Genomic DNA, 25619 nt, shown 5'->3' with positions numbered 1-25619 from the left:
TTTAGTTATCAATCATCTTGCAGCGAAAAAGGGAGCAAGCTCCCTTTAGTTAATTATGCGTCATCCTCGTCTTGGCTAAATAGTGCATCAATAAAGTCACTACTATTAAAGGTACGTAAATCATCAATACCTTCACCAACACCGATGTAACGAATTGGGATATTAAATTTATCTGCAACGGCGAAAATCACACCACCTTTAGCGGTACCATCTAGTTTAGATAAAGTAATGCCCGTTAAACCAACACATTCATTAAATAATTTAACTTGGCTAATTGCGTTTTGACCTGTACCTGCATCAATAGTTAACATAACTTCATGCGGTGCATCTGGGTCAATTTTCTTCATTACACGGGCAATTTTTTCAAGCTCTTGCATTAGGTTATCTTTATTTTGCAAGCGCCCTGCTGTATCGGCGATTAACACGTCAACATTACGGGCTTTTGCCGCCTGAAATGCATCAAAAACCACTGACGCGCTGTCTGCACCTGTATGTTGAGCAATCACAGGAATGCTATTACGCTCACCCCATACTTGCAGCTGCTCAACCGCTGCAGCACGGAATGTATCACCCGCAGCAAGCATCACTGACTTACCTTCGTTTTGGAACTGCTTCGCTAATTTACCAATCGTGGTAGTTTTACCTACCCCATTTACACCCACCATTAAGATAACAAATGGCTTTTTGTCACCACTTACAACCAGCGGCTGCTCAGCGGTTTTAAGCATACTTGCCATTTCTTGCTTCATTAACTCGTATAAAGCATCGCCATCTTTTAACTGCTTACGATCAGCGGCATCGGTTAGGTTATCAATCAACTTCATTGTTGTATCAACACCTAAATCGGCTGTTAGTAATTGTGTTTCTAGTTCTTCAAATAACTCATCGTCAATTTTCTTACCACTAAAAATAGACGCAAAGCCAGAACCAATATTAACGCGAGTTTTTAATAAACCTTTTTTAAGGCGTGCGAAGAAACCTTCTTTCTTAGGTTTTTCAGCAGCAGCTTTCTCTTGCTCTAAACGCTCTGCCTCTGCTTTCTCTGCAGCAATGCGTTCTTGCTCTAGACGATCCGCTTCTGCTTTTTCTGCAGCAATACGTTCTTGTTCTAGGCGCTCTGCCTCCGCTTTCTCTGCCGCGATACGTTCTTGTTCTAAGCGTTCCGCTTCCGCCTTTTCTGCAGCGATACGTTCTTGTTCTATACGTTCAGCTTCTGCCTTTTCTGCAGCAATGCGCTCCTGCTCTAAACGTTCAGCTTCCGCCTTCTCTGCAGCGATACGTTCTTGTTCTAGGCGCTCCGCCTCCGCTTTCTCTGCCGCGATACGTTCTTGTTCTAAGCGTTCCGCTTGTGCTTTTTCAGCAGCAATGCGTTCTTGCTCTAAGCGCTCCGCTTGTGCCTTTTCTGCTGCGATACGTTCTTGCTCTAAACGATCCGCTTCTTCCTTTTCTGCCGCGATACGCTCTTGTTCTAAACGCTCAGCTTCTGCTTTTTCAGCGGCAATGCGTTCTTGCTCTAAACGCTCAGCTTCCGCCTTTTCTGCTGCGATACGTTCTTGCTCTATACGTTCAGCTTCTTCCTTTTCTGCTGCAATGCGTTCTTGCTCTAAACGCTCTGCCTCCGCTTTTTCTGCAGCGATACGCTCTTGCTCTAAGCGCTCCGCTTCCGCCTTTTCTGCAGCAATACGTTCTTGCTCTAAACGTTCCGCTTCCGCTTTCTCTGCCGCGATACGCTCTTGTTCTAAACGCTCAGCTTCTGCTTTTTCTGCAGCAGCTTGCTCTGCTTCACGCTGCGCCTGTTCTGCGGCAGCACGTTCTTGCTCTAATTTCATTGCTGCTTCTTGCTCAGCAAGTCGAGCTTGTTGTTCTTGACGTTGCTGCTCTGCCGCTTGCTGCTCTTGAGCTAAACGCTCAGCTTCTGCTTTTTCTGCCGCAATGCGTTCTTGCTCTACACGTTCAGCATCGCGTCTTTCTGCAGCGATACGCTCTTGTTCTAAACGTTCAGCTTCTGCTTTTTCAGCAGCGATACGCTCTTGCTCTAAACGTTCAGCCTCTGCCTTTTCTGCAGCGATAAGCTCTTGCTCTAAACGTTCAGCCTCTGCTTGTTCAGCAGCAATGCGTTCTTGTTCTAAACGTTCAGCTTCAGCCTTTTCGGCTTCAATTCGCTGTTGTTCTTCTATTTGCTTCTGGTTATCAGCCTCTTTTGCTGCTTGCTCTGCTTGTTGCTTATCTGATTTGCCAAAACCAAACCAAGACAGGAATTTACTTTTTTTTGCCATACTTGCTAATAACCACTTATAAAAATCTGATAAACTTACATGAATAATAGTTTGGTGACAGTTCAGCTTTTTAGCCAAACATAAACAGGTACCATCTATCGCTAAGGTCGCAATACTATCACTTTTAGCGCAGTAGAAAAATGACACGCTAGCTATTGCATACAATATTATCTGAGCTAGGGGTCAGTTACCAATGATTAGTGAGTTAAATGAGAAAAAAATCAACAGCTAACCGCCAAGCAAAAGCAGCGAACAATAAATCAGCAAATGGTTTTATTCGTATTATTAGTGGGCAATTTCGCGGTAGAAAATTACCAGTAAAAGATGTGCAAGGCTTGCGTCCAACCACAGACCGTATAAAAGAAACAGTATTTAACTGGCTCATGCAAGATACCCGAGGCGCAGCTGTTCTTGACTGCTTTGCTGGTTCTGGCGGCTTAGGGTTTGAAGCTTTATCGCGCTTTGCTGATCATGCTGTGTTTTTCGAACTAGATAAAAGTGCCGCTAGCCAGCTAAAAGAAAACATTAGCACGCTTAAATTGGATAATGCCGTCGTAAAACAAGGCAATAGCCTTTCATTATTAGAACAAAACACGCAAAACGAGCAATTTGATCTAATTTTTGTTGACCCGCCATTTCGACAAAACTTGGCTGAAAAAAGTTGTTTTTTACTCGAAAAAAATAACTGGTTATCTGCCCAAGCACTTATATATGTTGAGGTCGAAAGCGAACTAAGCGACCTAAGCTCACCAGATAACTGGATGCTTTTAAAAGAAAAAACTGCCGGACAAGTAATTTGTCGACTATATCAACGCGAGACAAATTAACACTGTTTTGCAAACCTAGTTTCTGTTAATATTATTCTTTACATGTGGTGTTGCTTCGGATTACAATACCGCACCATTTTTGAACCACTTGGTCGTTATTCGATCAACTTGAGCAACGCTCATTATTTAGGTAGGTGAATTTTTAATGCCAGTAATTAAAGTAAGAGAGAACGAACCGTTTGACGTAGCACTTCGTCGCTTCAAGCGTTCATGTGAAAAAGCAGGTATCCTTTCAGAAGTTCGTCGTCGCGAGCACTATGAAAAACCAACAGCTGAGCGTAAGCGTAAAAAAGCTGCTGCAGTAAAGCGTCACATGAAGAAGCTTTCTCGCGATAACGCACGTCGCGTTAAATTATACTAATCAGTATTTGGTCTTGTATAAATGAGCCTTTTATTAACGCTAAAAGATGCGCAAAAAGATGCGATGAAGGCAAAAGACAAAGAACGTCTTAAGCCTATCCGCATGGTACTTGCTGCAATCAAGCAACGTGAGATTGACGAGCAAATTACGCTTGACGACGACGGTATTACCGCTGTTTTAGTAAAGCTTGTTAAGCAACGTCGCGATTCTTACACCCAGTACATTGATGCGGGTCGTGAAGATTTAGCTGAAATTGAAGCCAGTGAGATTAAAGCACTTGAAGAATTCTTACCTCAACAATTGAGTGAAGAAGAAATCATTGCTCTTATTGACTCGGCTATAGCTGATACAAACGCAGCGGGTATGCAAGACATGGGTAAGGTAATGGGAGTTATCAAAAGCAAAGCTGAAGGTCGTGCCGATTTAGGTAAGATTTCTGGCTTAATCAAGCAACGATTAACTGCCTAACCCCCACATACAGATGTATGATTCAAGCAAACCGAGCCTAGTGCTCGGTTTCTTGCTTTTAGTCTTTCATAAACACAGTAATTGTGTTCAAATCTTATTTTACAACGCATAGATAGCGCAGGAAAAAACAACAGCTATGGCCGGAAAAATCCCTCGACAGTTTATTGATGATTTACTCGCTCGCACAGATATTGTTGAGTTAATTGATTCGAGAGTTGGCCTAAAAAAAGCAGGTAAAGACTATCAAGCCTGTTGCCCATTCCATAATGAAAAATCACCCTCTTTTACCGTTTCTCAAGATAAACAGTTTTATCACTGCTTTGGTTGTGGCGCCAATGGCAATGCAATTTCGTTTGTCATGGAATACGACAAATTAGAGTTCGTTGACGCCATTGAAGAGTTAGCGAGTATGCTCAATTTAGACGTACCTCGCGAACAAGGCACAAGCTCAGGCCCGCAACGCACCGCAGAACAAAAGCGCTCTGATTACGATTTAATGTTACATGCTGCTCGCTTTTACCAACATCAATTAAAGCATCATGCCAACTCGAAAACGGTTATCGACTATATCAAGGGTCGTGGTTTAAGTGGTGAAACAGCGAAAAAATTCATGATTGGTTATGCGCCTAGTGAATGGGAAGCGCTATGCCAGCAACTTGGCCGCAACAAAGAACAAAAAGAGCAGCTTGTAGAACTAAAACTAGCCTCTGAAAAGTCGCCTGGTCGCCAATTTGACTTCTTCCGTGACCGACTTATGTTCCCTATTCGCGATAAACGCGGTCGGGTGATTGCGTTTGGTGGCCGTGTTATGCAAGCGGATCAAGGTCCTAAATACCTTAACTCACCAGAAACCCGTATTTTCCATAAAGGCTTTGAGCTTTATGGTTTATACGAAGCCAAGCAAGCGCATAAAAAACTTGAACATATTTTAATTGTTGAAGGCTACATGGATGTCGTTGCTTTAGCTGAGCAAGGCATCGAATATGCCGTCGCCGCCCTTGGCACAGCAACCACTGCAGAGCATATGCACACTTTATTTAGAACCACGGATAAAGTGATTTGCTGCTACGACGGTGACCGTGCAGGTCGCGATGCTGCTTGGCGAGCGCTTGAGAATGCACTGCCTTATCTTGCCGACGGTAAGTCGTTGAAGTTTGTGTTTTTACCTGATGGTGAAGACCCTGATTCACTGGTACAAAAAGAAGGTAAAGACGCTTTTGAAGCTAGGTTAAGCGAAGCGGATGATTTTACTAAGGTGCTGTTTAATAGACTCAGCCAAGAGATAGACCTGACACAAGACGCAGGTAAAGCAAAGCTCCTTAGTAATGCTCTACCACTAATTGAAAAAATCCCGAGTGATTTTTATCAAGAAAATATTTTGGAACATCTTGGCCGCTTAATTGGTCGAACAAGAGAGCAATTAAATAATCGTGTTAAGTCACCAAAGCAACTGCATGCGATTGAGCGTAAATTTAAAATAACGCCGATGCGCCAAGCGATTGGTATTTTATTGCAACACCCAAGTTTGGCGACCAGCATTGCTTATATGCCGGAGTTAGCTGAGATGAAAATAGCCGGTATTGAGCTATTTTTACGCATTCAGCACTTAGCACTAGAACGTAAAGGTATCACCACCGCACAAATTTTAGAGTCATTTAGGGATAGTGCTGAATATGACGCGTTAGTGAAATTAGCCACTTGGCAGCATCAAATAAATGACGATCGTTTAGAGACGGTTTTTAAAAATACTTTTAAATTTATTGAAGACCAGTGTTTAAATTATCGACTAGAGACCCTATTAATAAAAGACAAGACCCAAGGCTTAAGCAGCGAAGAAAGGCTGGAATGCCACTTACTGACGCAAGCGTTAAAAGGCAGCAACAGCTAGTCAGAATTGAATAATGCTGTTATACTGTGCTATTCACTGCGTCTAGTTAGTTTTCGTGTCGCTTAATTAGTAAGCGAGCTGGCGCCTGTTGTATCAACTTTCAGAGTGGAAGAATAAATCTCTATGGATCCAACTCCTCAGTCACAATTAAAGCTTCTGATTCAAAAAGGTAAAGAGCAAGGTTATTTAACTTTTGCAGAAGTTAATGATCACCTTCCACAAGACATTATCGACTCAGATCAGGTAGAAGATATCATTAGCATGATTAATGATATGGGTATCAAGGTAAGCGAAAACGCACCTGATGCCGATGAATTAATGATGCAAGAAACAACGACAGACGAAGACGCAGCAGAAGCCGCGGCAGCTGCACTTGCGACTGTAGAAAAAGAGATCGGTCGAACAACTGACCCTGTACGTATGTATATGCGTGAAATGGGTACTGTTGAACTTCTTACGCGTGAAGGCGAAATCGTAATCGCTAAGCGTATTGAGGAAGGTATTAACCAAGTACAGATTTCAGTTGCTGAATACCCAGAAGCAATTACTTATCTACTAGAGCAATGGGACAAATTCGAAGCTGAAGAAATGCGCTTAAGCGATATTATCTCTGGCTTCTTTGATCCTAATAATGAAGACGAATCACAAATTTCTGCAACACACATCGGTTCTGAGTTAAACGAAGAGCAACTCGACGAAGAAGACGACGAAGACGATGATGACGAAGATAGTGATGATGATAGCGATGATGATAACGATGGCGACACAGGTCCAGATCCTGAAGAAGCCCGTATTCACTTCGAAAACTTACGTGAGCTTTATAATAAAGCACGCGAAACGTTCGAAGAAAAAGGTCGCTCACACCCTGACTCACTTGTAGCTATTGCAGAAATCGGCGAACTATTTAAAACATTTAAATTAGTGCCAAAACAGTTTGACCGCATGGTTAACAACATGCGTGAAATGATGGACCGCGTTCGTGTACAAGAACGTATCATCATGAAGCAAGCTGTACAAATTGCTAAGTTACCGAAAAAGAACTTTATCAAGCACTTTGCAAATAACGAAACAGACACAAGCTGGATCGACCTTGAGATTGCTGCAAACGAGAAATACTCAGTAGCACTTGAATCAGTTAAACCAGAAATCATTCGTTGCATCAGCAAACTAAGTGCAATTGAAGAAAGCACTGGCCTTAGCATCGAACGAATTAAAGACATCAACCGTCGTATGAGTATTGGTGAAGCGAAAGCCCGCCGTGCGAAGAAAGAAATGGTTGAAGCGAACTTACGTCTTGTAATTTCAATTGCGAAAAAATACACCAACCGTGGTTTACAATTCTTAGACCTTATCCAAGAAGGTAATATTGGTCTAATGAAAGCGGTTGATAAGTTCGAATACCGCCGTGGTTATAAGTTCTCAACTTATGCAACATGGTGGATCCGTCAAGCAATCACGCGTTCGATTGCTGACCAAGCACGTACCATCCGTATTCCTGTGCACATGATTGAGACGATCAACAAGTTAAACCGTATCTCTCGTCAAATGCTACAAGAGATGGGGCGTGAGCCGAGCCCAGAAGAATTAGCTGAGCGTATGTTAATGCCTGAAGACAAGATCCGTAAGGTACTTAAGATCGCTAAAGAGCCAATTTCAATGGAAACACCAATCGGTGATGATGAAGATTCGCACTTAGGTGACTTCATTGAAGATACCACTATCGACTCACCTATTGATTCTGCAACCATGGAATCACTACGTGGCGCAACAAACGATGTACTAGCGGGCTTAACAGCACGTGAAGCTAAAGTATTACGTATGCGTTTCGGTATCGACATGAACACTGACCATACATTAGAAGAAGTAGGTAAACAATTTGACGTAACACGTGAGCGTATTCGTCAAATCGAAGCGAAAGCGTTACGTAAATTACGTCACCCTTCTCGCTCTGACTTACTGAAAAGCTTCTTAGATGCTAAGTAATTTAGTATCGCGTTATTAACTAAAAGGCCGCTGTTGCGGCCTTTTTTCTATTCGAGAGATATTCATGGCTTGGATCCAAATTCGCATCAATGCAAACGCAGACAACGCTGAATTAATCAGCGACTTACTCATGGACACTGGCAGTGCCTCAGTCACTTATGTTGATGCCAAAGATACTCCTATTTATGAGCCAAAACTTGGTACTGTGCAGTTATGGGCTGATACCACAGTGATTGGCCTGTATGACGCAAACCATGATATGGACAGCGTTGTAGCAACATTAAATGCTGAAGCAACACTCGCCGATAAGCTCGTTTATAAAATTGAACAGCTTGAAGATAAAGATTGGGAGCGTGAGTGGATGGATAACTTCCACCCAATTCAATTTGGTGAGCGCTTATGGATCTGTCCAAGTTGGCGCGATATTCCCGATCCTGATGCGGTTAATGTATTGCTCGACCCTGGCCTTGCTTTTGGCACAGGTACCCATGCAACCACTGCGCTTTGTTTGAAGTGGCTAGAAAGCCAAGATTTAACAGGTAAAACCGTGGTCGACTTTGGTTGTGGCTCAGGTATTTTAGGAATTGCGGCGATCAAACTCGGTGCAGAGCGTATGATCGGTATCGATATAGATCCTCAAGCCCTTGAAGCAAGCCGCGATAATGCAAAACGTAATGGCGTTGCAGATAAACTTGAAGTGTATTTACCTGAAGATCAACCAGAGTTTACAGCCGATATTGTGGTTGCAAACATCTTAGCTCAACCACTTCGTGAACTACATGAAGTGATTTTAGGTCTTTTAAAACCGAATGGTAAAATTGCTATGTCAGGAATTTTAGAAGAACAAGCTCAGTCTGTAGCCGATGTTTATGCCCCGTTTTTAGCACTTGATGAAGTGGCTGTTGAAGGTGAATGGACCCGTGTCAGCGGCGTCAAAAAAGCTTAAACAGCACTAGAGCATTTACTCAAACATAATAGGTAAAGCCTATATTTAACAGGCTTTACCTTATTTTTACAGTTAATCGTTTCGCACTTTTTTGCGAGTAAAAAAATTCTGTTTAAATATCAAACAAATCAACCTACCCGTCAAACTGTTATCAAAAGTCAATACGAAAAGGGCAAAAAAAAGTCACTTTTGTTCAATTTATAGCCTTTGATTTTTGCCAAAAAAACCGTAAACTTAGCGCCCCTTGAAAAGAGGCCAATTGAATAACAGTGCGTATCGGTTCATACCAACTTGAGAACAATGTAATTGTCGCGCCAATGGCAGGCATTACAGACAGACCATTTAGACAACTTTGCCGTCGCTTAGGTGCGGGCCTTGCTGTTTCTGAAATGCTCTCGTCAAACCCGAAAGTATGGAAAACTGAAAAATCGATGAACCGTATGGATCACAGCGGTGAATCGGGAATTCGTTCGGTGCAAATCGCCGGAGCCGATCCTGAGCTTATGGCACAGGCAGCACAATTCAATGTCAGCAATGGTGCACAGATCATAGATATCAATATGGGGTGCCCAGCTAAAAAAGTGAATAAGAAACTCGCAGGCTCTGCCTTATTACAGTTTCCTGAATTAGTACAAGAGATACTCGATGCCGTTGTAAACGCTGTTGATGTCCCTGTCACTTTAAAAATCCGTACTGGATGGGATCAGGATAACCGTAATGGTGTCGAGATTGCGAGAATAGCTGAACGTTATGGCATTGCCTCACTGGCAGTACATGGGCGAACGCGCGCATGTATGTATAAAGGTGAAGCAGAGTACGCCACAATTAGGGATATTAAACGTTCAGTGTCTATCCCTGTCGTTGCCAATGGTGATATTACTTCACCAGAAAAAGCAAAGCAGGTTTTGGATTATACGGGTGCAGATGCCATTATGATTGGTCGAGCCGCCCAAGGTCGCCCTTGGATTTTTAGGGAGATAGACCACTATTTGCGAACTGGAGAACATTTGCCAGCACCTGAAATTGCAGAGGTGCGTAGCATTTTGATGGAGCATTTAGACAATCTTCATCAGTTTTACGGGGAGCCAATGGGAGCGCGTATCGCTCGAAAGCATGTATCTTGGTATTTGCAAACCCATGACAGTGACGGTCAGTTTAGGCGAGTATTTAATGCGTTAGATAACCCACAGGCACAAGTCGACGCATTAGAAGAATACTTTAAAACACTAGCAGCTAACTAAGAAAGAAAGAGACATATAACGATGTTCGAACAAAACGTGACTTCTCCATTTATCACAAACCCTCATGTACAGTCACACGAGAAACCACAGCCGTTGCGTGATGCAGTGAAAAAAGCTGTTCATCACTACTTAAAGCAGCTTAATGGTCAAGACGTACAAGACGTATACGACCTTGTTCTTTCTGAGCTAGAAGCACCATTACTTGAAGAAGTAATGACGTACACGCGTGGTAACCAAACTCGTGCTGCAATCTTACTAGGTATCAACCGTGGTACTTTACGTAAGAAGCTTAAAAAATACGGCATGAACTGATACCCGTTATATTGAAACCGTAATCAGTTTAACGAGCTATCGTTATAATTGCTTACAGCTTCATAGTAACTGGTAATAAGTTATTTGAAAAAAGCACCTTAGGGTGCTTTTTTTATAGCTGTTAAAAACTATGCAAAATCCTCACGCTTTAAACGTCGTTTTTTAAAGCAGATTCAGTTAAAATACCGCCTTTCTAAGCTAGCTCAAACATTGAGGTAATCAAAACTACAATGGATACACATCGTCCAATTCGTCGCGCACTATTAAGTGTGTCAGATAAAACCGGTATCGTTGAATTTGCTCGCGCTCTTGAAGCACAAGGCGTGGATATTTTATCAACTGGCGGTACTTGCAAATTACTTGCTGATAACGGCATCAAAGTCACTGAAGTATCTGACCATACTGGTCACCCTGAGATCATGGATGGTCGCGTAAAAACACTTCATCCAAAAATTCACGGCGGCATCTTAGCGCGTCGCGGTCAAGATGAAGACGTAATGAGCGAGAATAACATCTCTGCTATCGATATCGTTGTAGTTAACTTATACCCCTTCGCAAACACTGTTGCGAAAGAAGACTGCAGCCTAGAAGATGCGATTGAAAACATTGATATCGGTGGTCCAACTATGGTTCGCGCTGCGGCGAAAAACCATAAAGACGTAACTATCGTAGTAAATGCAAAAGATTACGACCGCGTGATCAGCGAAATGCAAAGCAACAACGGTTCAACAACGTATAAAACACGTTTTGATCTAGCTATTGCGGCTTACGAGCACACAGCTCAGTACGATGGCATGATTGCAAACTACTTCGGCAAAATGGTTCCTGACTACACAGAGGAAGCTGCTGAAGAGACTAAGTTCCCACGCACTATCAACATGCAGTTCACTAAGAAGCAAGATATGCGCTACGGTGAGAACTCACACCAAGACGCTGCTTTTTATGTTGAAAACGACTTAACTGAAGCATCTGTTGCGACGGCAGTTCAACTGCAAGGTAAAGCACTTTCTTACAACAACATTGCTGATACTGACGCAGCATTAGAGTGTGTAAAAGAATTCGACGTACCAGCGTGTGTTATCGTAAAACATGCGAACCCTTGTGGTGTGTCAATTGGTGACAACATTCTTGAAGCTTATGATCGTGCATTCAAAACTGACCCTACATCAGCATTTGGTGGCATCATCGCATTCAATAAAGAACTTGATGCAGACACAGCTGAAGCAATTGTTGCTCGTCAATTCGTTGAAGTTATCATTGCACCTAAAGTATCTGAAGCAGCTGCACAAATCGTATCTGCTAAGCAAAACGTACGTTTATTAGAGTGTGGTGAGTGGTCTGGTAATGCAACAGGTCACGACATCAAGCGTGTTAATGGCGGTATTCTAGTTCAAGACCGCGACCTAGGCATGGTAACGCAAGGCGACCTTAAAGTTGTATCTAAGCGTCAACCAACTGAGCAAGAATTAAAAGATCTTTTATTCTGCTGGAAAGTAGCTAAATTCGTTAAGTCTAACGCAATCGTTTATGCACGTGACGGTATGACGATTGGTGTAGGTGCAGGCCAAATGAGCCGTGTTTACTCAGCTAAAATTGCGGGTATCAAAGCCGCTGACGAAAACCTTGAAGTTAAAGGTTCAGTTATGGCATCGGATGCATTCTTCCCATTCCGTGACGGTATTGATGCAGCAGCAGAGGCTGGCATTACCGCAGTTATTCAACCAGGTGGCTCAATGCGCGATGAAGAAGTTATCGCTGCAGCTGACGAAGCTGGTATGGCAATGGTATTTACAGGTATGCGCCATTTCCGCCACTAATCACATAAAGGGTTAAGCAAATAGCTTAACCCTTTTTGTTTGCCACAAATTCACGTATTCTGATTAATAATAATTACCCATATAATGAAGGAATAGATGATGAAATTTGCCGTAAAAACGTTACTCGTTGCCAGCCTTGCACTGACATCAGCACAGGCTCTAAGCCATTCTCATGAATCAGCGCTTACACAAGCCGTGCAATCAAGTGAACGTGATGCTAAAAATAGCGCACGTGATAAATATCGCCATCCAGTTGAGACACTTGAGTTCTTTGGCTTTAAGCCAAACATGACCGTTGTTGAAATTGCGCCGGGCGGTGGTTGGTACAGCGAAATCCTTGCGCCAGCTGTAAAAGGCCATGGTGTTTACTACGCGGCACATTTCCCTGCTGATTCTGAGGTGGGTTATTACCAACGTTCATTAGCTGGTTTTAAGAAAAAGATGAGCGATGACGCACGCTTCAGTGAAGTTAAACTAACTGAATTTGCACCAGTAACACATCTTGATATTGCACCAGCGGGTAGCGCAGATCTTGTCTTAACATTTAGAAATGTACACAACTGGTACATGGGTAAAGATAAAGAAGGCGCGTTAAGTGCGTTTAAAGCATTTTATAAAGCACTTAAACCAGGCGGCACTTTAGGTGTGGTTGAACACCGTCTACCTGAAGCGCGCAGCGATGAAGATCAGAAATCATCAGGTTATATGAAGCAAAGCTATGTAGTTGATATTGCAAAGCAAGCTGGCTTTGAACTGGTGGCAAGCAGTGACATTAATGCAAACCCACTTGATACAGCAGATCACCCTAAAGGGGTGTGGACACTACCACCAAGCCTTCGTTTAGGCGAGCAAGATGCCGCGAAGTATAAAGCGATTGGTGAAAGTGATCGTATGACGCTGAAGTTTAAAAAACCGCTATAAATAGGATTATACGCCATGAATGTACTTGTCATCGGCAGTGGCGGCCGCGAACACGCTCTTGCGTTTAAGGCTGCACAAAATACTAAAGTAAACACCGTTTTCGTAGCTCCTGGTAACGCAGGTACTGCACTAGAGCCAAAACTTGAAAACGTTGCTATCAACGTTGAAGACCTAGCAGGTTTAGTTACTTTTGCTAAAGAAAACAACGTTGAGTTAACTATTGTTGGTCCAGAAGTACCGCTTGTTTTAGGTGTCGTTGATACATTCCGTGAAAACGGTCTAGCTATCTTTGGCCCAACAGCAGGTGCTGCACAGCTAGAAGGCTCTAAGTCATTCACTAAAGACTTCTTAGCACGTCACGACATTCCAACAGCTGATTACCAAACGTTTGAACAAATCGAGCCTGCACTGGCTTACCTAAAAGAAAAAGGTGCGCCAATTGTTGTTAAAGCTGACGGCTTAGCAGCTGGTAAAGGCGTTATCGTTGCGATGACTGAGCTTGAAGCTGAAGAAGCTATCCGCGATATGCTTGCAGGCAACAGCTTTGGTGAAGCCGGTAGCCGTGTAGTTATCGAAGAGTTCTTAGAAGGTGAAGAAGCTTCTTTCATCGTGATGGTTGATGGCAAAAATGTACTGCCATTTGCAACTAGCCAAGACCACAAACGCGCTTACAACGGTGACCAAGGTCCAAACACTGGTGGCATGGGTGCATACTCACCGGCTCCAGTTGTTACAGATGAAATTCACCAACGTATTATGAACGAAGTGATCAACCCAACAGTTGAAGGTATGGCAAAAGAAGGCCACCCTTACACTGGTTTCTTATACGCTGGTTTAATGATCACCGCTGATGGTACGCCAAAAGTAATCGAATACAACTGTCGTTTTGGCGACCCTGAAACACAACCTATGATGCTTCGTCTTAAGTCTGACCTTGTTGAACTTATCGAAGCGGCTAACCGTGAAGAACTAGATAAAACAGCAATCGAGTTCGACCCACGTGCAGCAGTCGGTGTTGTATTAGCAGCTAAAGGCTACCCAGATAGCTACCCGAAAGGTGACACTATCAATGGCTTGCAAGTTACTTACCCTGAAGGTGAGAAAGTATTCCACGCAGGGACTAAGCAAGACGGCGACAACGTAGTAACAGCTGGCGGTCGTGTACTGTGTGCTACGGCACTTGGCAACACTGTAACTGAAGCGCAGCAACGTGCTTATAAACTAGTTGATCAAATCAGCTGGGAAGGCATGGAATATCGTACTGATATCGCCTATCGTGCAATTGCTCGCGAACAGAATTAAGGTCAAACCAGTCTAATTCTGAAAAAAGCGCAGTTTATCTGCGCTTTTTTAATGCTACACTATGAGAATATTTACCTAGATAAAGAACTAATTTTGAATAATAAAGCACTGAAATATAACTTTGTTTCATTTCTTATTCTGACAATTTTGTTTTTTATCATTGCTACCCTAGCTGCACATTTAGCCAGCCCTACCCGCTACACCATAGATAAAACAGCCCCCATCTACAGTAATACGGCGTATCGAATAGATAGCAGTAAAGCGCTAACACTCGAGCAGTTTTTAGCTGAGCCAGACAAGCTTAAACATCGCCCTTTTAAAGATGTTGAATGGGATTTAGCAGCGCAAGATTATTGGTTAAAGCTTGATTTAGAAAACCGTCAAGCTAAGCCTGTGGAGCTGGCGATTCACTTTGACAACCCTATGGTTGATTACCTTAGCGTTTATCATGTTGATGATACAGGGCAGCTTATAGATACAACCGAGCTAGGTGATAAAGTCTCTGGCCTTAGTTTGTTTCAATACAGTACACCGCACAGCATGCTCACCATGCAGGGCTATGAACAAACATCCCTCATTATAAAAATAGATACGGTTGGGATTAGCAAAACACCTATTAATATTTATGGTGAAAAAGAGTTTCAAGACCTACTACGTTCGCAATCAGGAATTTGGGGGATCTTCATTGGTGTGCTGATCATGGCAGCTCTGTATAACTTGGTATTATTTTTAGGGATCCGTGACCGCGTCTATCTTATTTATATAGGCTACATCATCTCAGCACTACTACTTATGGGCTCAGTGCTAGGCTTTGGTTTTTATTTATGGCCGTTATCGTGGCAAATCTTTTTTAATGAGCAAGTGGTCTTCAGTAACTACGCGATTGCATTTTTCACCGTCGCCTTTTGCACCATGTTCTTACGCTACCATAAAGACAATTGCCGCTTATACAAACTCAGTATCAGCTTTTTAGCCTTGCTGTTCAGCCTCGGTTTGCTCAGCTTTTTTATGTTGGAATACCATTCCTCGAAAATCTTTTTTGCCATCATGGTGCCGTTATACATTTTATGTATTTGCATGATTTACAAAAAGTTGGTGAGTGGTTTTCGGTGGGCAAAGTTTTACGTCATGTCGTGGGTGCCACTGATTGTAGGCGCTGCCATTCAGCCGTTAGAACTAACGGGCTTTATTCCCTACAGTTTTGCTGTTAGGCACATATTTTTAGTCGCCATTCTCTGTGAGATTGTGCTTATGGCAATGGCGCTGGCAGACCGTGTTCGTTATCAACGTGAAAAAGCGCTGTATCATGCAACCCATACGCAACAAACTGAGCTACTCAACCAAGCAATGCTCAAACAAGCCTATATGGCGATTGCCTCGGAGCAAAGACTCGCTAACCTTTGTTTAGTGAAAATAGAGCAATTCAATGCCCTTATGAGCATTCTAAAGCCAAGTCAAAGCAGCCAAATAATTATTACTGTTGCCCAATCGCTAGAGCATCAAATTAATAAAAATAGGCAATTTATTAATTTAGAATCAGCGTTAGATAACAGTCCAAAAGTGGCTGACTTAGGCAATGGTGTACTGGCTTTTATTTCGACCAAAATTCAATCGAAAGCAGAAATCTATCAAGAACTTAGCAATATATGCAAGCAGCTACCTAAGCAATATAAAGTGGCAGGCTTAGACCTTCAGCTTTATTACCGCTATAGCATTACTGAACCGGTGAGTGATGATGGCTTTGATATTTGGCTGCAACGTGGCTACTTAGGTTTATCGCAAAAACATCAAAATATAGACTTTAGTAAAGCTCATATTGATATGGATGTGAGCCTTGCTGCTGAGTTACAACAAGCAATGCGAAGTAATACCTTAGCTATTTACTTACAACCCATTATTAGTTTACGCAGCGGTGCTATCTGTGGTGCTGAGGCATTATTACGCTGGCCAACAGCAGGGAAATACCTGGATATTGAGCAACTCATTTTATTGGCTGAACGTACTGGTTTAATTAACGAGTTGAGCTTATGGGTGATTGATCAGGCTTGCCTAGCCGCAGCAAAGCTTAATCGACAAGGCTATCACGACCATACCATTAGCGTTAATTTAAGTGCTAAGAATCTCGCGATCCCTAAGCTGGTCGAAAAAGTCGAAAACACCATTCTAAAACATGGCATTACTGCGGATCAGTTAAAGTTTGAATTAACTGAGTTTGCGCTTATAAAGAACCATGATGAAATGGTCAGCTTTATCAGCGAACTCAATAAACTCGGTAGCAAGGTGGTACTCGATGATTTTGGTACTGGTTACTCGTCGTTAAACTACTTAGTAAATTATTCTTTTAGTACGATTAAAGTCGATAAGAGCTTTATTCTGGATTTAGTGAATAACACTACCAACCAAGTGGTGGTAAAAACGGCCATTGATATGGCCCATAACCTTGATATGAATATCACCATCGAAGGCATTGAAGACCAAGAAACAGAAAAAATGCTGATCAAGATGGGCGCAGATCAAGGGCAAGGCTATTATTACAGCAAAGCGGTGCCGATTAATGAGTATCTAAGCTTTATTGCCTCACAATTTAAATAGGCCGTGTTACACTGCCCTTTTTTAACATCTTTAGGGGCCATGTAAAGATGCAAGGTACGATCAGAAAATTAAAGTCGACACTGACCTCTCCTGTCGAATATCAATTACCTATCGGTGATGAGCTAGTTTCATTAAATGACTATATTGGTAAGCCGCTCACGCTGACTTTCACCGGCAATATTTTTTGCTGTAACTGTGGTAAGAAAACCAAGAAAAGCTACTCTCAAGGCCACTGTTTTGTGTGTATGCGCAAACTGGCTAGCTGTGACATGTGTATCATGAAACCTGAAACGTGTCACTTTGATAAGGGCACCTGTCGTGAGCCACAGTGGGGTGAAGAAAACTGCATGATCCCGCATTACGTGTATTTAGCCAACACCTCAGGCCTAAAAGTAGGTATTACCCGCCATACTCAAATTCCTACACGCTGGATTGACCAAGGTGCGACGCAAGCTTTACCTATCTTCAAAGTACAAACCCGCCTTCAATCGGGTTTAGTTGAGGTTGCTTTAGCCGAGTTTATTGCTGATAAAACCAATTGGCGAAACATGCTAAAAGGCCAATCTGAAGCGATTGATTTAAAAGCTGCGGCAGCAGAGTTGATCCCACAAATTGATGCTAAGCTGAGTGAACTTGCAGAGCTATTTGGCGCAACAGCCATTGAAAAGCTCGATGAAGAGGTGGTCGAGCTAGACTACCCAGTAAGTGAATACCCAAGCAAGATCAGCTCTTTCAATTTTGATAAAGCACCAGAAGTATCGGGTATTTTAAAAGGCATTAAAGGCCAGTACTTAATTTTTGATACTGGCGTCATTAATATTCGTAAATTCACTTCTTACGAAATTAGCCTAGGTTAAGCACTTTTTTCGGTATTAAGATAAAAGTCATACCATTGTTGCTTCGCTATTGGGCGGCAAAAGTAATAGCCTTGAATGGTATCGCAGTTAAGTGAACGTAAGTAATTTAACTGCTCTACCTTCTCTACCCCTTCCGCGACAACATGAATACTCAAGCTTTTCGCCAGGCTAATAATCGCCGTGACAATTTCACTATTACCGTATTCATCGGGCACTTTTGCGATAAAGCTGGCATCAATTTTTAACGTATCAATTGGCAGTTTGGTTAAGTAGCTTAAAGCCGAATAGCCCGTGCCAAAGTCATCTAACGTTATATGCACGCCTAACTTTTTAAGCGCGAGTAACTCTTGCTTAGCCTCACTAAAGTGGCTGATAAAACAGCTTTCAGTAAGCTCTACTTCAAGCTTGTGTGGGTCTACATCGTAACGCTCGAGTAAGCGCTCAACATTTGATGCTAGTTGCCCCTGACGTAAGTGATTAGCCGAAATATTAATTGCTAAGCGCCCTGCTTCAATGCCTTGTTGCTGCCATTTTTCTAACTCTTTACAAGCTTGCTCGATGACCCATAAATCAAGCTTCACAATTAGGCCAAGCTCTTCAGCAAGAGGAATAAATTTAGCGGGTGATATCACCCCAAGATTTGGCTCATGCCAACGTAAGAGCGCCTCTACCCCTAAAATTTTGCCAGAATTTAACTGCTGCTTAGGCTGGAAATAAAGCTCAAACTCATCGCTTTCGATGGCGTTTTGTAATCGGCTCATCATAGCCAATCGCTCTAAAGAACGTGCATTCATCGCAGGTTTGAATAATTGAAATGAATTACGCCCCACTTCTTTAGCACGGTACATAGCAATATCGGCATGCTTGAGCAACGTAGCGCTATCTACGCCATCATCAGGGAAAACTGCAGCGCCAATTGAGGCTGTAATTGCAACCACATGCTCGTTAATAGCAAGCGGCATACTCACTTGCTGTAATACTTGTTCGGCAAAGTTGAGCAGTGTTTCAACCCGATTTACTTCACATAACAGGACAAACTCATCGCCACCTAAGCGCGCAAGAGTATCCCCTTCAGGAAGAATTGATAAAATACGCTCTGCTACTTGCTGTAATAAGTTATCGCCAGCGTCATGCCCTAAACTGTCGTTCACCTCTTTAAAGCGGTCTAAGTCGATAAACATCACCGCTAATAGATCATGGTTTCGTTTGGCGCTGCTAAGAGCTATTGAGAGTCTGTCATGAAATAAGCGCCGATTAGGCAGGCCGGTTAATTCATCGTAATAGGCGAGCTGGGCAATTTTTTCTTCTGCACGCTTGCGCTCTGTAATGTCGCTAAAAATTGCCGCATAAAGTACTTCATCAAAGTTAGGATCTTTAATCTGGATAATGGTGAGCCACTCGACAAACTCTTCACCATCTTTTTTGCAATTGCAGATCTCCCCCTGCCAGACCCCTTCGTATTCAATGGCATGCCACATCTTTTGATAAAACGAACGGCTATGTTTTGTAGAGCTTAAAATATTAGGGCGCTTTCCAATTACTTCATGCTCAGCAAAGCCGGTCAATTTAGTAAAAGCAGGGTTAACTTGAATAATCGTGCCGTCTTTACGGGTTAGCATTATGCCATCGAGTGAGGCATCAATAATTTTATTTGCCAAAAACAAGTTACGTTGTGACTTTTGCAAAGCAATATCACGCTGCTCAATTGCCCGCTCAAGTTCGCAGCAATAAGCTGACTCGATCTCAGTGATCAAATCAGCAAATGAAATCACCCCGCAAATTTCATCATCTCTGACCACCAAATGACGCACATTACGATCTGTCATAGTGCGATACGCATCAAATAAACTGCTTTCACAATCAATTTCAATGAGCGGATAGCTAGCATATTGCCAACAAGGATTTAGCCACTCGGTTTGAATGATCAGCTCAACAATATCACGCTGAGTAATAATACCGTGCAGTTCAAGCTCTCGGTTATAAACCAATACACTATCAAGGCGGCCAGCGCGCATCAGTTGCACAACCTCTTCTATCGGTGTTTGCGCATCAACTATCTCTAGATCAGTGCGATACTGCTCATGAATAGGTCGAAATTGTAGGTAGTGGTCCAAACCTTGGTTATGCACAATATCAGATAAGTTCAACATACCTGCAGGCTGGTTCTCGCTATCCATCACCAATAAATGACGAATACCATGCTGTTGAAAACGCAGGGTTGCATCACTGACTGAGCATTGATTCGGCACTGTAATAACAGGCGCTGACATGACTTCGTGAATAGCAAGGTTCTTATAGAGCGGGCTGCTGATGTCAATTTTCAAACAATCAGCCTCAGTCCAAATCCCAACAACAGACTGCTCATGCTTGATAAAAATCGCCGTTACATTGTGAACATGCATCAACCTCACCGCATCGACCAAAGGCGTATGCGCAGGACACGATACCAGCTTTTGCGAAAAAACATCACCCACCTTTTGATGTCGTCTTGGTTGATTCATAAGTAGACTTTCCTAGTTCTTACATGAATTGGCAATTATAATCATTTCAACCTCGGCAGCTTTGACACAGGACAATAAATGCACTCATCATTTCCTAAGATTATTTTTACAGACCATGAATTAGCATTAGTTGAAGACGAAGCCGATATAGAAAGCTTTTTATATGGCTTAAGTGAAGAGCAACAGCAAGAAACGATGCTACTTTTGGCAACAGGGCAGTATGTCAACTTGCAAGGAGAAAGCGTGAAAGCGTTAACTGACGAAGAGCTAGCTAATAAAGTAACAGAGCATCTAGCACAAGAGGGAGTATGCTGTTTAAGTAAGGTTACTCGGCTTACACCACCGCAAGCCTTTGCGATGCTGGCAGATTAAGGCGCATCCACCAGCGCTTTAATGTGCGCAACGGCACTACGACCAAGGGCTGATAAAGCATAACCTCCTTCAAGATAAGAGATAATCCCTTTGCAATCTTGCTGCTGACAAAATTCAGCTAATTGCGTGGTTAGCCATGCGTAATCGTCTTCAACAAACTTCAGGCTTGCCATGTCATCTTCAAGGTGAGCATCAAACCCGGCACTAATAAACAATAGTTCAGGTTTAAATTCATTGAGTTTTGGTAGCCACTGCTCAAGGTAAACAGCTTTTAAGTCATTACCATCACTGGCAATTGGCAGCGGTGAGTTCACTAACGTCGCGTTATTTTCAACGGCGGTATTTGGGTAAAACGGGTGTTGAAACAAAGAGCAAAACAACACAGTGTCATCATCTAAAAAGATATCTTGTGTGCCGTTGCCGTGGTGTACATCAAAGTCCAAAATAGCGATGCGTTTTACACCTTTGCTTTGCGCGTATTTCACGGCAATGGCTAGGTTATTAAAAACGCAAAATCCTGCAGAGGTGCTGCGGTTTGCATGATGCCCGGGTGGTCTAACAGAACAAAACGCGGCATCCAGCTTATCATCAAGGATTTCATCAACGGCGAGTAATCCAGCACCAACGGCTCGTTCAATCGCTTTCATTGAATCTGGGCACAACCAAGTGTCGCCGTCTAATTCAGCAAGTCCTTCATCTGGAATTGTTTGCTCTACATGGCTTACCAAAGGTTCATCATGAGCACGTAAAAAGTCGTCGCGGCTGGCTTTAGGAGCTTGTAAGTGAGTAATTGCTATATCAACACCACTTGCTAGCAAGCGGTCGGTGATCACATCTAAACGCGCAGGGCATTCGGGGTGATCCTCAATCATTTTATGTTTACGACAAAATGGATGTGAGATAACTGCCGTTCTCATAATACGCTCCTTGAATTATTTTCCCCCAGTATAACAAAGCCACCTAATGGTGGCTTTGCGACTTTGGTTTACTTTTTAGCGCGTAAATCTAAATTCCTAAAGTCAAAACTAAAGTCTGTCACCGCCGTTGAGACAGCGCGCATTTTTGCACTACTCACTCGGTTATCAGGGCTCATTTGAAACTCAATGTAAGCATCTGCTTCGAGTAACTTTTCATCCCACTTAACAATAAATGTATTGCCGGTGTAATGCTCAAGCTGACCTTTCAAACGCTTTGTATGAGTAAAATCAATACGTAGCTGGCCATTTAACTCTTCAATAACCACATCACCATACCAGTTATCATACAGCGTGCCTGTATAGTTGATGTTTGGTAGTTTCGCTTGATAATCCGCAGGTGTTTCTGGTTTTGCGTTTTCGTAAGCTTCTTTTTTACCTTCAAAGTGCTTTTTAGCAAGATCTTCAACCCAGTCTTTATCTTCAAGATCTAATGCATCTTCTAATACTTCATAGGTCACTGCAGAGAGCGCGCTGAATGCTTGCTGGTTACTCAGAATAACAATACCGAGGTTTTTCTCAGGTAATAAAGTCACTTGAGACACCATGCCTAAGATACCACCACCGTGGCCTAGCTTTTTAATGCCGTGGAAATCTTCAATGCTCCAACCTAAACCATAGCCCCTAAATTGTTGGTGGTAAGCTTCATAAGCACTTTTTGATGCCATTGATGTGATGTGTGGATGCCACATTTGTTGCTGCTGTTTTTCAGTGAATAACTGCTGGCCATTTGGCATTTTGCCATGAGCAAGCTGCGTGCGCAGCCATTGGCTCATATCGCTCACGCTTGATGCAATCGCACCTGCGCCACGGAAATCTTCAAGGTAGTTCACAAAAAATGGATGAAGTTGGCCATCCATTGGAATATGACCCGTCGCCCAGTTTTTATTGCTACTAGGGATACGTGAAAAACCTGCGCGTGAGTTTTTCATATCAAGTGGCTGAAGAATATTCTTCTCGATGTAATCATTCCAGCTCATGCCAGACACACGGGCTACCACCTCACCGGCAGTGACAAACATTAAGTTGTTATAGGCGTATTTACTGCGAAAGCTACTCGCCGGTTTTAAGTATTTTAGCCCTGCGATAATTTCATCAATCGATTTGTCAGTATCTGGCCAAATCATTAAATCGCCTTGCCCTAAACCCAAACCGCTACGGTGGCTTAATAAATCGCGAATGGTCATTTCACGTGTTACGTAAGGGTCATACAGACGAAACTCAGGAAGATGATCAATTACTTTGTCATCCCAGCTAAGCTTACCTTCATCAATTAATTTAGCTAACGCTGCTGCGGTAAATGCCTTGGTGTTTGACGCGATACCGAATAAAGTGTCTTTATTTACTTTTTTACCGGTATCAAGGTGAGATACACCAAAACCTTTTACTAGCACGACTTGGTCATTTTCAACAATCGCCACTGCCATACCTGGCACATCAAAACGTGCCATTGACGTTTCGATTACTTTTTCAATTTTTTTAGTATCAATATCGGCATAACTGTAAAACGAACAGCTCGATAACAGCGCCGCGGCAACGGCTAATTTACGAAATATCATAATGTCCCTTGGTGATTTTTATTGTTGTGAATAGCGAACTCTTTCGCTGCTCGGGTTTTATCTGGATCATCGCAACTTGGTCTTGCGAGTATTGCTTCACTGTAATGATTTGGTACACCTGCTTCAAGCGCTCCGCGATGAACATGCTGAAGATACCAGTCGAATGGCAGTAAAGACTCATCTAAGGTGTTAGCGATATAACAATGGGCAGCAAGTTGCTCGCCATCTAGTAGTTCAACGGTGATATCTACACAGTCATAACGCGGCCCTTCGATATCATCAAGAATCGACTTTTCAGCTTCGTTTAACTGATACACAACACCATATACCAAGGCATCTGGCTGATCAGTTTTGCGCACGCTACATTTTGCAGAGCCGTCGGTACTTACCATATCAAACGTCAGCTCATAGCCCTTTAAAATAGCTGTGCCTACCCGCTTTGCTTCAGGCAGCCTTGCCAGCAATCTGCTCGATGACATATTTGAACCAAATGAAAAGTTATATAGCGTCATACTTACCTCACACAACAACGCGAATAGCTAAGGCAATTAAGATCACACCAATGCCTCTATCAAACCAGTATCCGCTTTTTAAGAAAAATGCTCGCACTGATGCTTTTGATAACACCAATGATAAAAATGAAAACCACAGCCAAGTCGCCATTGCCATATACACGCCATAACCAGCCTGCACTACAACAGGTGTTTCAGGGCTTATTACAAGAGTAAACAACGACATAAAAAACAGTGTTGCTTTGGGATTAAGGGCATTGGTAAAAAAGCCGCGTCGAAATGCTTTATACACAGATTCAGGCTCAGCAGGAGAAAGGGTTTGCTGTTTACTATCGCTAGGTTTTGCGCTTCGTAAAGCTTGCACACCCAAGTATGCCAAATAAGCCCCCGCAAGGTATTTTAAAGCCATGAATAAGCTAGGTGACTGGGATAAAATTAATGCCACACCTAATACACAATAAGCAATATGCAGCAAAATAGCCGCACCAACCCCTGCACTGGTCCAAAGCGCATTTTTACGACCTTGTTGAATACTTTGCTTTAGTACAATTGCAAAGTCAGGGCCTGGGCTTGCTACCGCAAAAAAGTGAGCAATGGCTATCAATAAAAACTCATCTAAATACTGCACTCAATATTACCCTACTGCTTGTTCATCTAATGCTAATAACAACGGATTTGCACTGTCACTCACCAATGCTTTAATTTGCTTTTGCGCTTTTTTATATTGGCTGCGTAAATGGGGCTTTAAAAACTTCTTCGACTGATTATCCCCTTTAAAATGCGTAACCAGCGCATGCATAAATAGCGTTTGTGGCTCAGTCAACGCCGCTTGGCGATTAGCATAAGGGTTATAACCGCAGCCGCAGCCTCCTTTAAATTGATACACCGTATTACTCATCATCACCCCAAAGCCTAAATAGCATGCCAACGCATCGCTCGCTTGCGGTAAGTACTCTTTACCACCGGGAGGTAAGACACCCACATGGTGAATCAAAATGGTTGCTAAGGTACCAGCAAAACTTGCCACTAAATCTTGCGGTTGATTGATTTGGTTCGGGTTAAACGAGATATTCACCGGATGATTTGCCGGCACAATTAAACTCGCCTCGCTACCGCGTAAATTGTCTTGAAATTCAAAGTGTGGAAACACCTGAGGTGTAAGCCCAGATGGCGCAACTAAGTTAATTGGCCACGCCTGCATCCCCGCATAATCAACAACTCGGCTAAATACTTTTTCAGCCATTTCACTGACGCTCGATACCCTATCCGGAAAGAACTGCCCGTTAGGTAAAATGATTTGTGTATGTTTTAAAAAATATTCACTATCAAAGTGTTCAACAGCCCATAAAAAGGTATCGATTAACCACTGCTGCTCTTGCTCATCAACAAGTGGGGCTGACTTAAATAACGCTAACATAAATTACTCTTGTGATTGTGCCCATTGCCATGCATCCGTATTGTATAGAGGCACAGTTGATAAAGCATGATGATGGCTACCGCTCGACTCTTTCGTTGAATAAGACAAATATAATAAAGTGCGTGTTGGCGCATCATAAATACGACGCACTTTTAACGACTTAAACAAAATACTTTTCGATGACTTAAACACCACTTCGCCCGATTTACTGCGGTCAATTTGTTGTAATTGTTCAGCGGTTATAGGTCCTGTTTGACGACAAGCAATAGACATATCAGATGGATCAGCAAAATCAAGATTCGCTTCAATATGGCTAATATGGCAAGTAACACCGCTTATAAGCGGGTCTTGTTGTGATACCACTTTAATATCTTTGGTCGTAAATAATCCCAAACTCACCGAAGCAGCATCATCCGAGCAACCGCTCAACAAAATCAGTGGCGCAGTAAGTGCAGCTAATTTTAGTAACTTCATCCTAGTGTTCCTTATTAAA

The 25619-nt window shown here is 42.7% G+C and carries 22 protein-coding genes; 14 read left to right on the top strand and 8 right to left on the bottom strand.

What is annotated here, in order from left to right; genetic code table 11:
- Positions 1–53 precede the first annotated feature (53 nt).
- A complete protein-coding gene (gene ftsY, locus IMPJCBKJ_RS11990) occupies positions 54–2276 on the bottom strand; it encodes a signal recognition particle-docking protein FtsY (protein WP_166340616.1) in 2223 nt (740 codons plus the stop codon).
- Positions 2277–2485: 209 nt separating this feature from the next.
- On the opposite strand from ftsY, the gene rsmD reads away from it, so the two are divergent.
- The 13 genes from rsmD (at position 2486) to IMPJCBKJ_RS11925 (ending at position 17791) form a co-directional block, all read left to right on the top strand.
- Positions 2486–3103, top strand: coding sequence for a 16S rRNA (guanine(966)-N(2))-methyltransferase RsmD (gene rsmD, locus IMPJCBKJ_RS11985; RefSeq protein ID WP_166340523.1), 618 nt, complete (start codon positions 2486–2488; stop codon positions 3101–3103).
- A 145-nt stretch (positions 3104–3248) separates the two neighbouring features.
- A complete protein-coding gene (gene rpsU, locus IMPJCBKJ_RS11980) occupies positions 3249–3464 on the top strand; it encodes a 30S ribosomal protein S21 (RefSeq protein ID WP_002957797.1) in 216 nt (71 codons plus the stop codon).
- A gap of 21 nt (positions 3465–3485) precedes the next feature.
- Positions 3486–3932: a GatB/YqeY domain-containing protein gene (locus IMPJCBKJ_RS11975; protein WP_054551044.1), complete on the top strand. Its 447-nt coding sequence runs from the start codon at positions 3486–3488 to the stop codon at positions 3930–3932.
- A 136-nt stretch (positions 3933–4068) separates the two neighbouring features.
- A complete protein-coding gene (gene dnaG, locus IMPJCBKJ_RS11970; protein WP_166340521.1) occupies positions 4069–5820 on the top strand; it encodes a DNA primase in 1752 nt (583 codons plus the stop codon).
- Between the two features lie 123 nt (positions 5821–5943).
- Positions 5944–7803: an RNA polymerase sigma factor RpoD gene (gene rpoD, locus IMPJCBKJ_RS11965; protein ID WP_138601684.1), complete on the top strand. Its 1860-nt coding sequence runs from the start codon at positions 5944–5946 to the stop codon at positions 7801–7803.
- 64 nt (positions 7804–7867) lie between these two features.
- Positions 7868–8749, top strand: a complete 882-nt coding sequence (gene prmA, locus IMPJCBKJ_RS11960; protein ID WP_138601686.1) for a 50S ribosomal protein L11 methyltransferase — start codon at positions 7868–7870, stop codon at positions 8747–8749.
- Positions 8750–9018: 269 nt separating this feature from the next.
- The gene (dusB, locus tag IMPJCBKJ_RS11955) at positions 9019–9990 is read left to right on the top strand and encodes a tRNA dihydrouridine synthase DusB (RefSeq protein WP_054551040.1); all 972 of its coding nucleotides are present in this window, start codon (positions 9019–9021) and stop codon (positions 9988–9990) included.
- A 21-nt stretch (positions 9991–10011) separates the two neighbouring features.
- Positions 10012–10302 carry a DNA-binding transcriptional regulator Fis gene (gene fis / locus IMPJCBKJ_RS11950; protein WP_002957804.1) on the top strand — a complete coding sequence of 97 codons (291 nt, stop codon included), beginning with the start codon at positions 10012–10014 and terminating at the stop codon, positions 10300–10302.
- Between the two features lie 230 nt (positions 10303–10532).
- On the top strand, positions 10533–12119 hold the full coding sequence (gene purH / locus IMPJCBKJ_RS11945; RefSeq protein ID WP_138619132.1) for a bifunctional phosphoribosylaminoimidazolecarboxamide formyltransferase/IMP cyclohydrolase: 1587 nt from the start codon (positions 10533–10535) through the stop codon (positions 12117–12119).
- Positions 12120–12218: 99 nt separating this feature from the next.
- Positions 12219–13040: a class I SAM-dependent methyltransferase gene (locus tag IMPJCBKJ_RS11940; protein WP_166340615.1), complete on the top strand. Its 822-nt coding sequence runs from the start codon at positions 12219–12221 to the stop codon at positions 13038–13040.
- A 15-nt stretch (positions 13041–13055) separates the two neighbouring features.
- Positions 13056–14342 carry a phosphoribosylamine--glycine ligase gene (purD, locus tag IMPJCBKJ_RS11935; protein WP_054551037.1) on the top strand — a complete coding sequence of 429 codons (1287 nt, stop codon included), beginning with the start codon at positions 13056–13058 and terminating at the stop codon, positions 14340–14342.
- A 93-nt stretch (positions 14343–14435) separates the two neighbouring features.
- On the top strand, positions 14436–16934 hold the full coding sequence (locus tag IMPJCBKJ_RS11930; RefSeq protein WP_166340519.1) for an EAL domain-containing protein: 2499 nt from the start codon (positions 14436–14438) through the stop codon (positions 16932–16934).
- Between the two features lie 47 nt (positions 16935–16981).
- On the top strand, positions 16982–17791 hold the full coding sequence (locus tag IMPJCBKJ_RS11925; RefSeq protein WP_054551035.1) for a DUF2797 domain-containing protein: 810 nt from the start codon (positions 16982–16984) through the stop codon (positions 17789–17791).
- Here the strand turns inward: IMPJCBKJ_RS11925 and IMPJCBKJ_RS11920 are convergent.
- Complete coding sequence (locus IMPJCBKJ_RS11920; protein WP_166340517.1) at positions 17788–20292, bottom strand: EAL domain-containing protein; 2505 nt, start codon at positions 20290–20292, stop codon at positions 17788–17790. The genes IMPJCBKJ_RS11925 and IMPJCBKJ_RS11920 overlap by 4 nt on opposite strands.
- 78 nt (positions 20293–20370) lie before the next feature.
- Here IMPJCBKJ_RS11920 and IMPJCBKJ_RS11915 point away from each other — a divergent pair, with 78 nt between their 5' ends.
- Positions 20371–20664 carry a hypothetical protein gene (locus IMPJCBKJ_RS11915; protein ID WP_166340515.1) on the top strand — a complete coding sequence of 98 codons (294 nt, stop codon included), beginning with the start codon at positions 20371–20373 and terminating at the stop codon, positions 20662–20664.
- On the opposite strand, the gene IMPJCBKJ_RS11910 is transcribed toward IMPJCBKJ_RS11915, so the two are convergent.
- The 6 genes from IMPJCBKJ_RS11910 to IMPJCBKJ_RS11885 all read right to left on the bottom strand — a co-directional run bounded on the left by IMPJCBKJ_RS11910 (position 20661) and on the right by IMPJCBKJ_RS11885 (position 25600).
- Positions 20661–21581, bottom strand: coding sequence for a histone deacetylase family protein (locus tag IMPJCBKJ_RS11910; RefSeq protein WP_166340514.1), 921 nt, complete (start codon positions 21579–21581; stop codon positions 20661–20663). The two genes, IMPJCBKJ_RS11915 and IMPJCBKJ_RS11910, sit on opposite strands and share 4 nt — an antisense overlap.
- A 68-nt stretch (positions 21582–21649) precedes the next feature.
- Positions 21650–23197, bottom strand: coding sequence for a serine hydrolase (locus tag IMPJCBKJ_RS11905; protein WP_166340512.1), 1548 nt, complete (start codon positions 23195–23197; stop codon positions 21650–21652).
- Positions 23194–23709, bottom strand: coding sequence for a gamma-glutamylcyclotransferase family protein (locus IMPJCBKJ_RS11900; protein WP_166340510.1), 516 nt, complete (start codon positions 23707–23709; stop codon positions 23194–23196). The genes IMPJCBKJ_RS11905 and IMPJCBKJ_RS11900 overlap by 4 nt, the downstream gene beginning before the upstream one ends.
- Before the next feature lie 7 nt (positions 23710–23716).
- Positions 23717–24337: a LysE family transporter gene (locus tag IMPJCBKJ_RS11895; RefSeq protein WP_166340508.1), complete on the bottom strand. Its 621-nt coding sequence runs from the start codon at positions 24335–24337 to the stop codon at positions 23717–23719.
- Between the two features lie 6 nt (positions 24338–24343).
- A complete protein-coding gene (locus tag IMPJCBKJ_RS11890) occupies positions 24344–25126 on the bottom strand; it encodes a hypothetical protein (protein WP_054551028.1) in 783 nt (260 codons plus the stop codon).
- A 3-nt stretch (positions 25127–25129) separates the two neighbouring features.
- The gene (locus IMPJCBKJ_RS11885) at positions 25130–25600 is read right to left on the bottom strand and encodes a CreA family protein (protein ID WP_054551027.1); all 471 of its coding nucleotides are present in this window, start codon (positions 25598–25600) and stop codon (positions 25130–25132) included.
- Positions 25601–25619: the final 19 nt, after the last annotated feature.

It is taken from the genome of Pseudoalteromonas sp. MB47, assembly GCF_011319765.1.
Taxonomy (GTDB): Bacteria; Pseudomonadota; Gammaproteobacteria; order Enterobacterales; family Alteromonadaceae; genus Pseudoalteromonas; species Pseudoalteromonas simplex.
The sequence above is the reverse complement of the archived record's forward strand: the minus strand, read 5'-3'. Positions and strand labels throughout refer to the sequence as shown.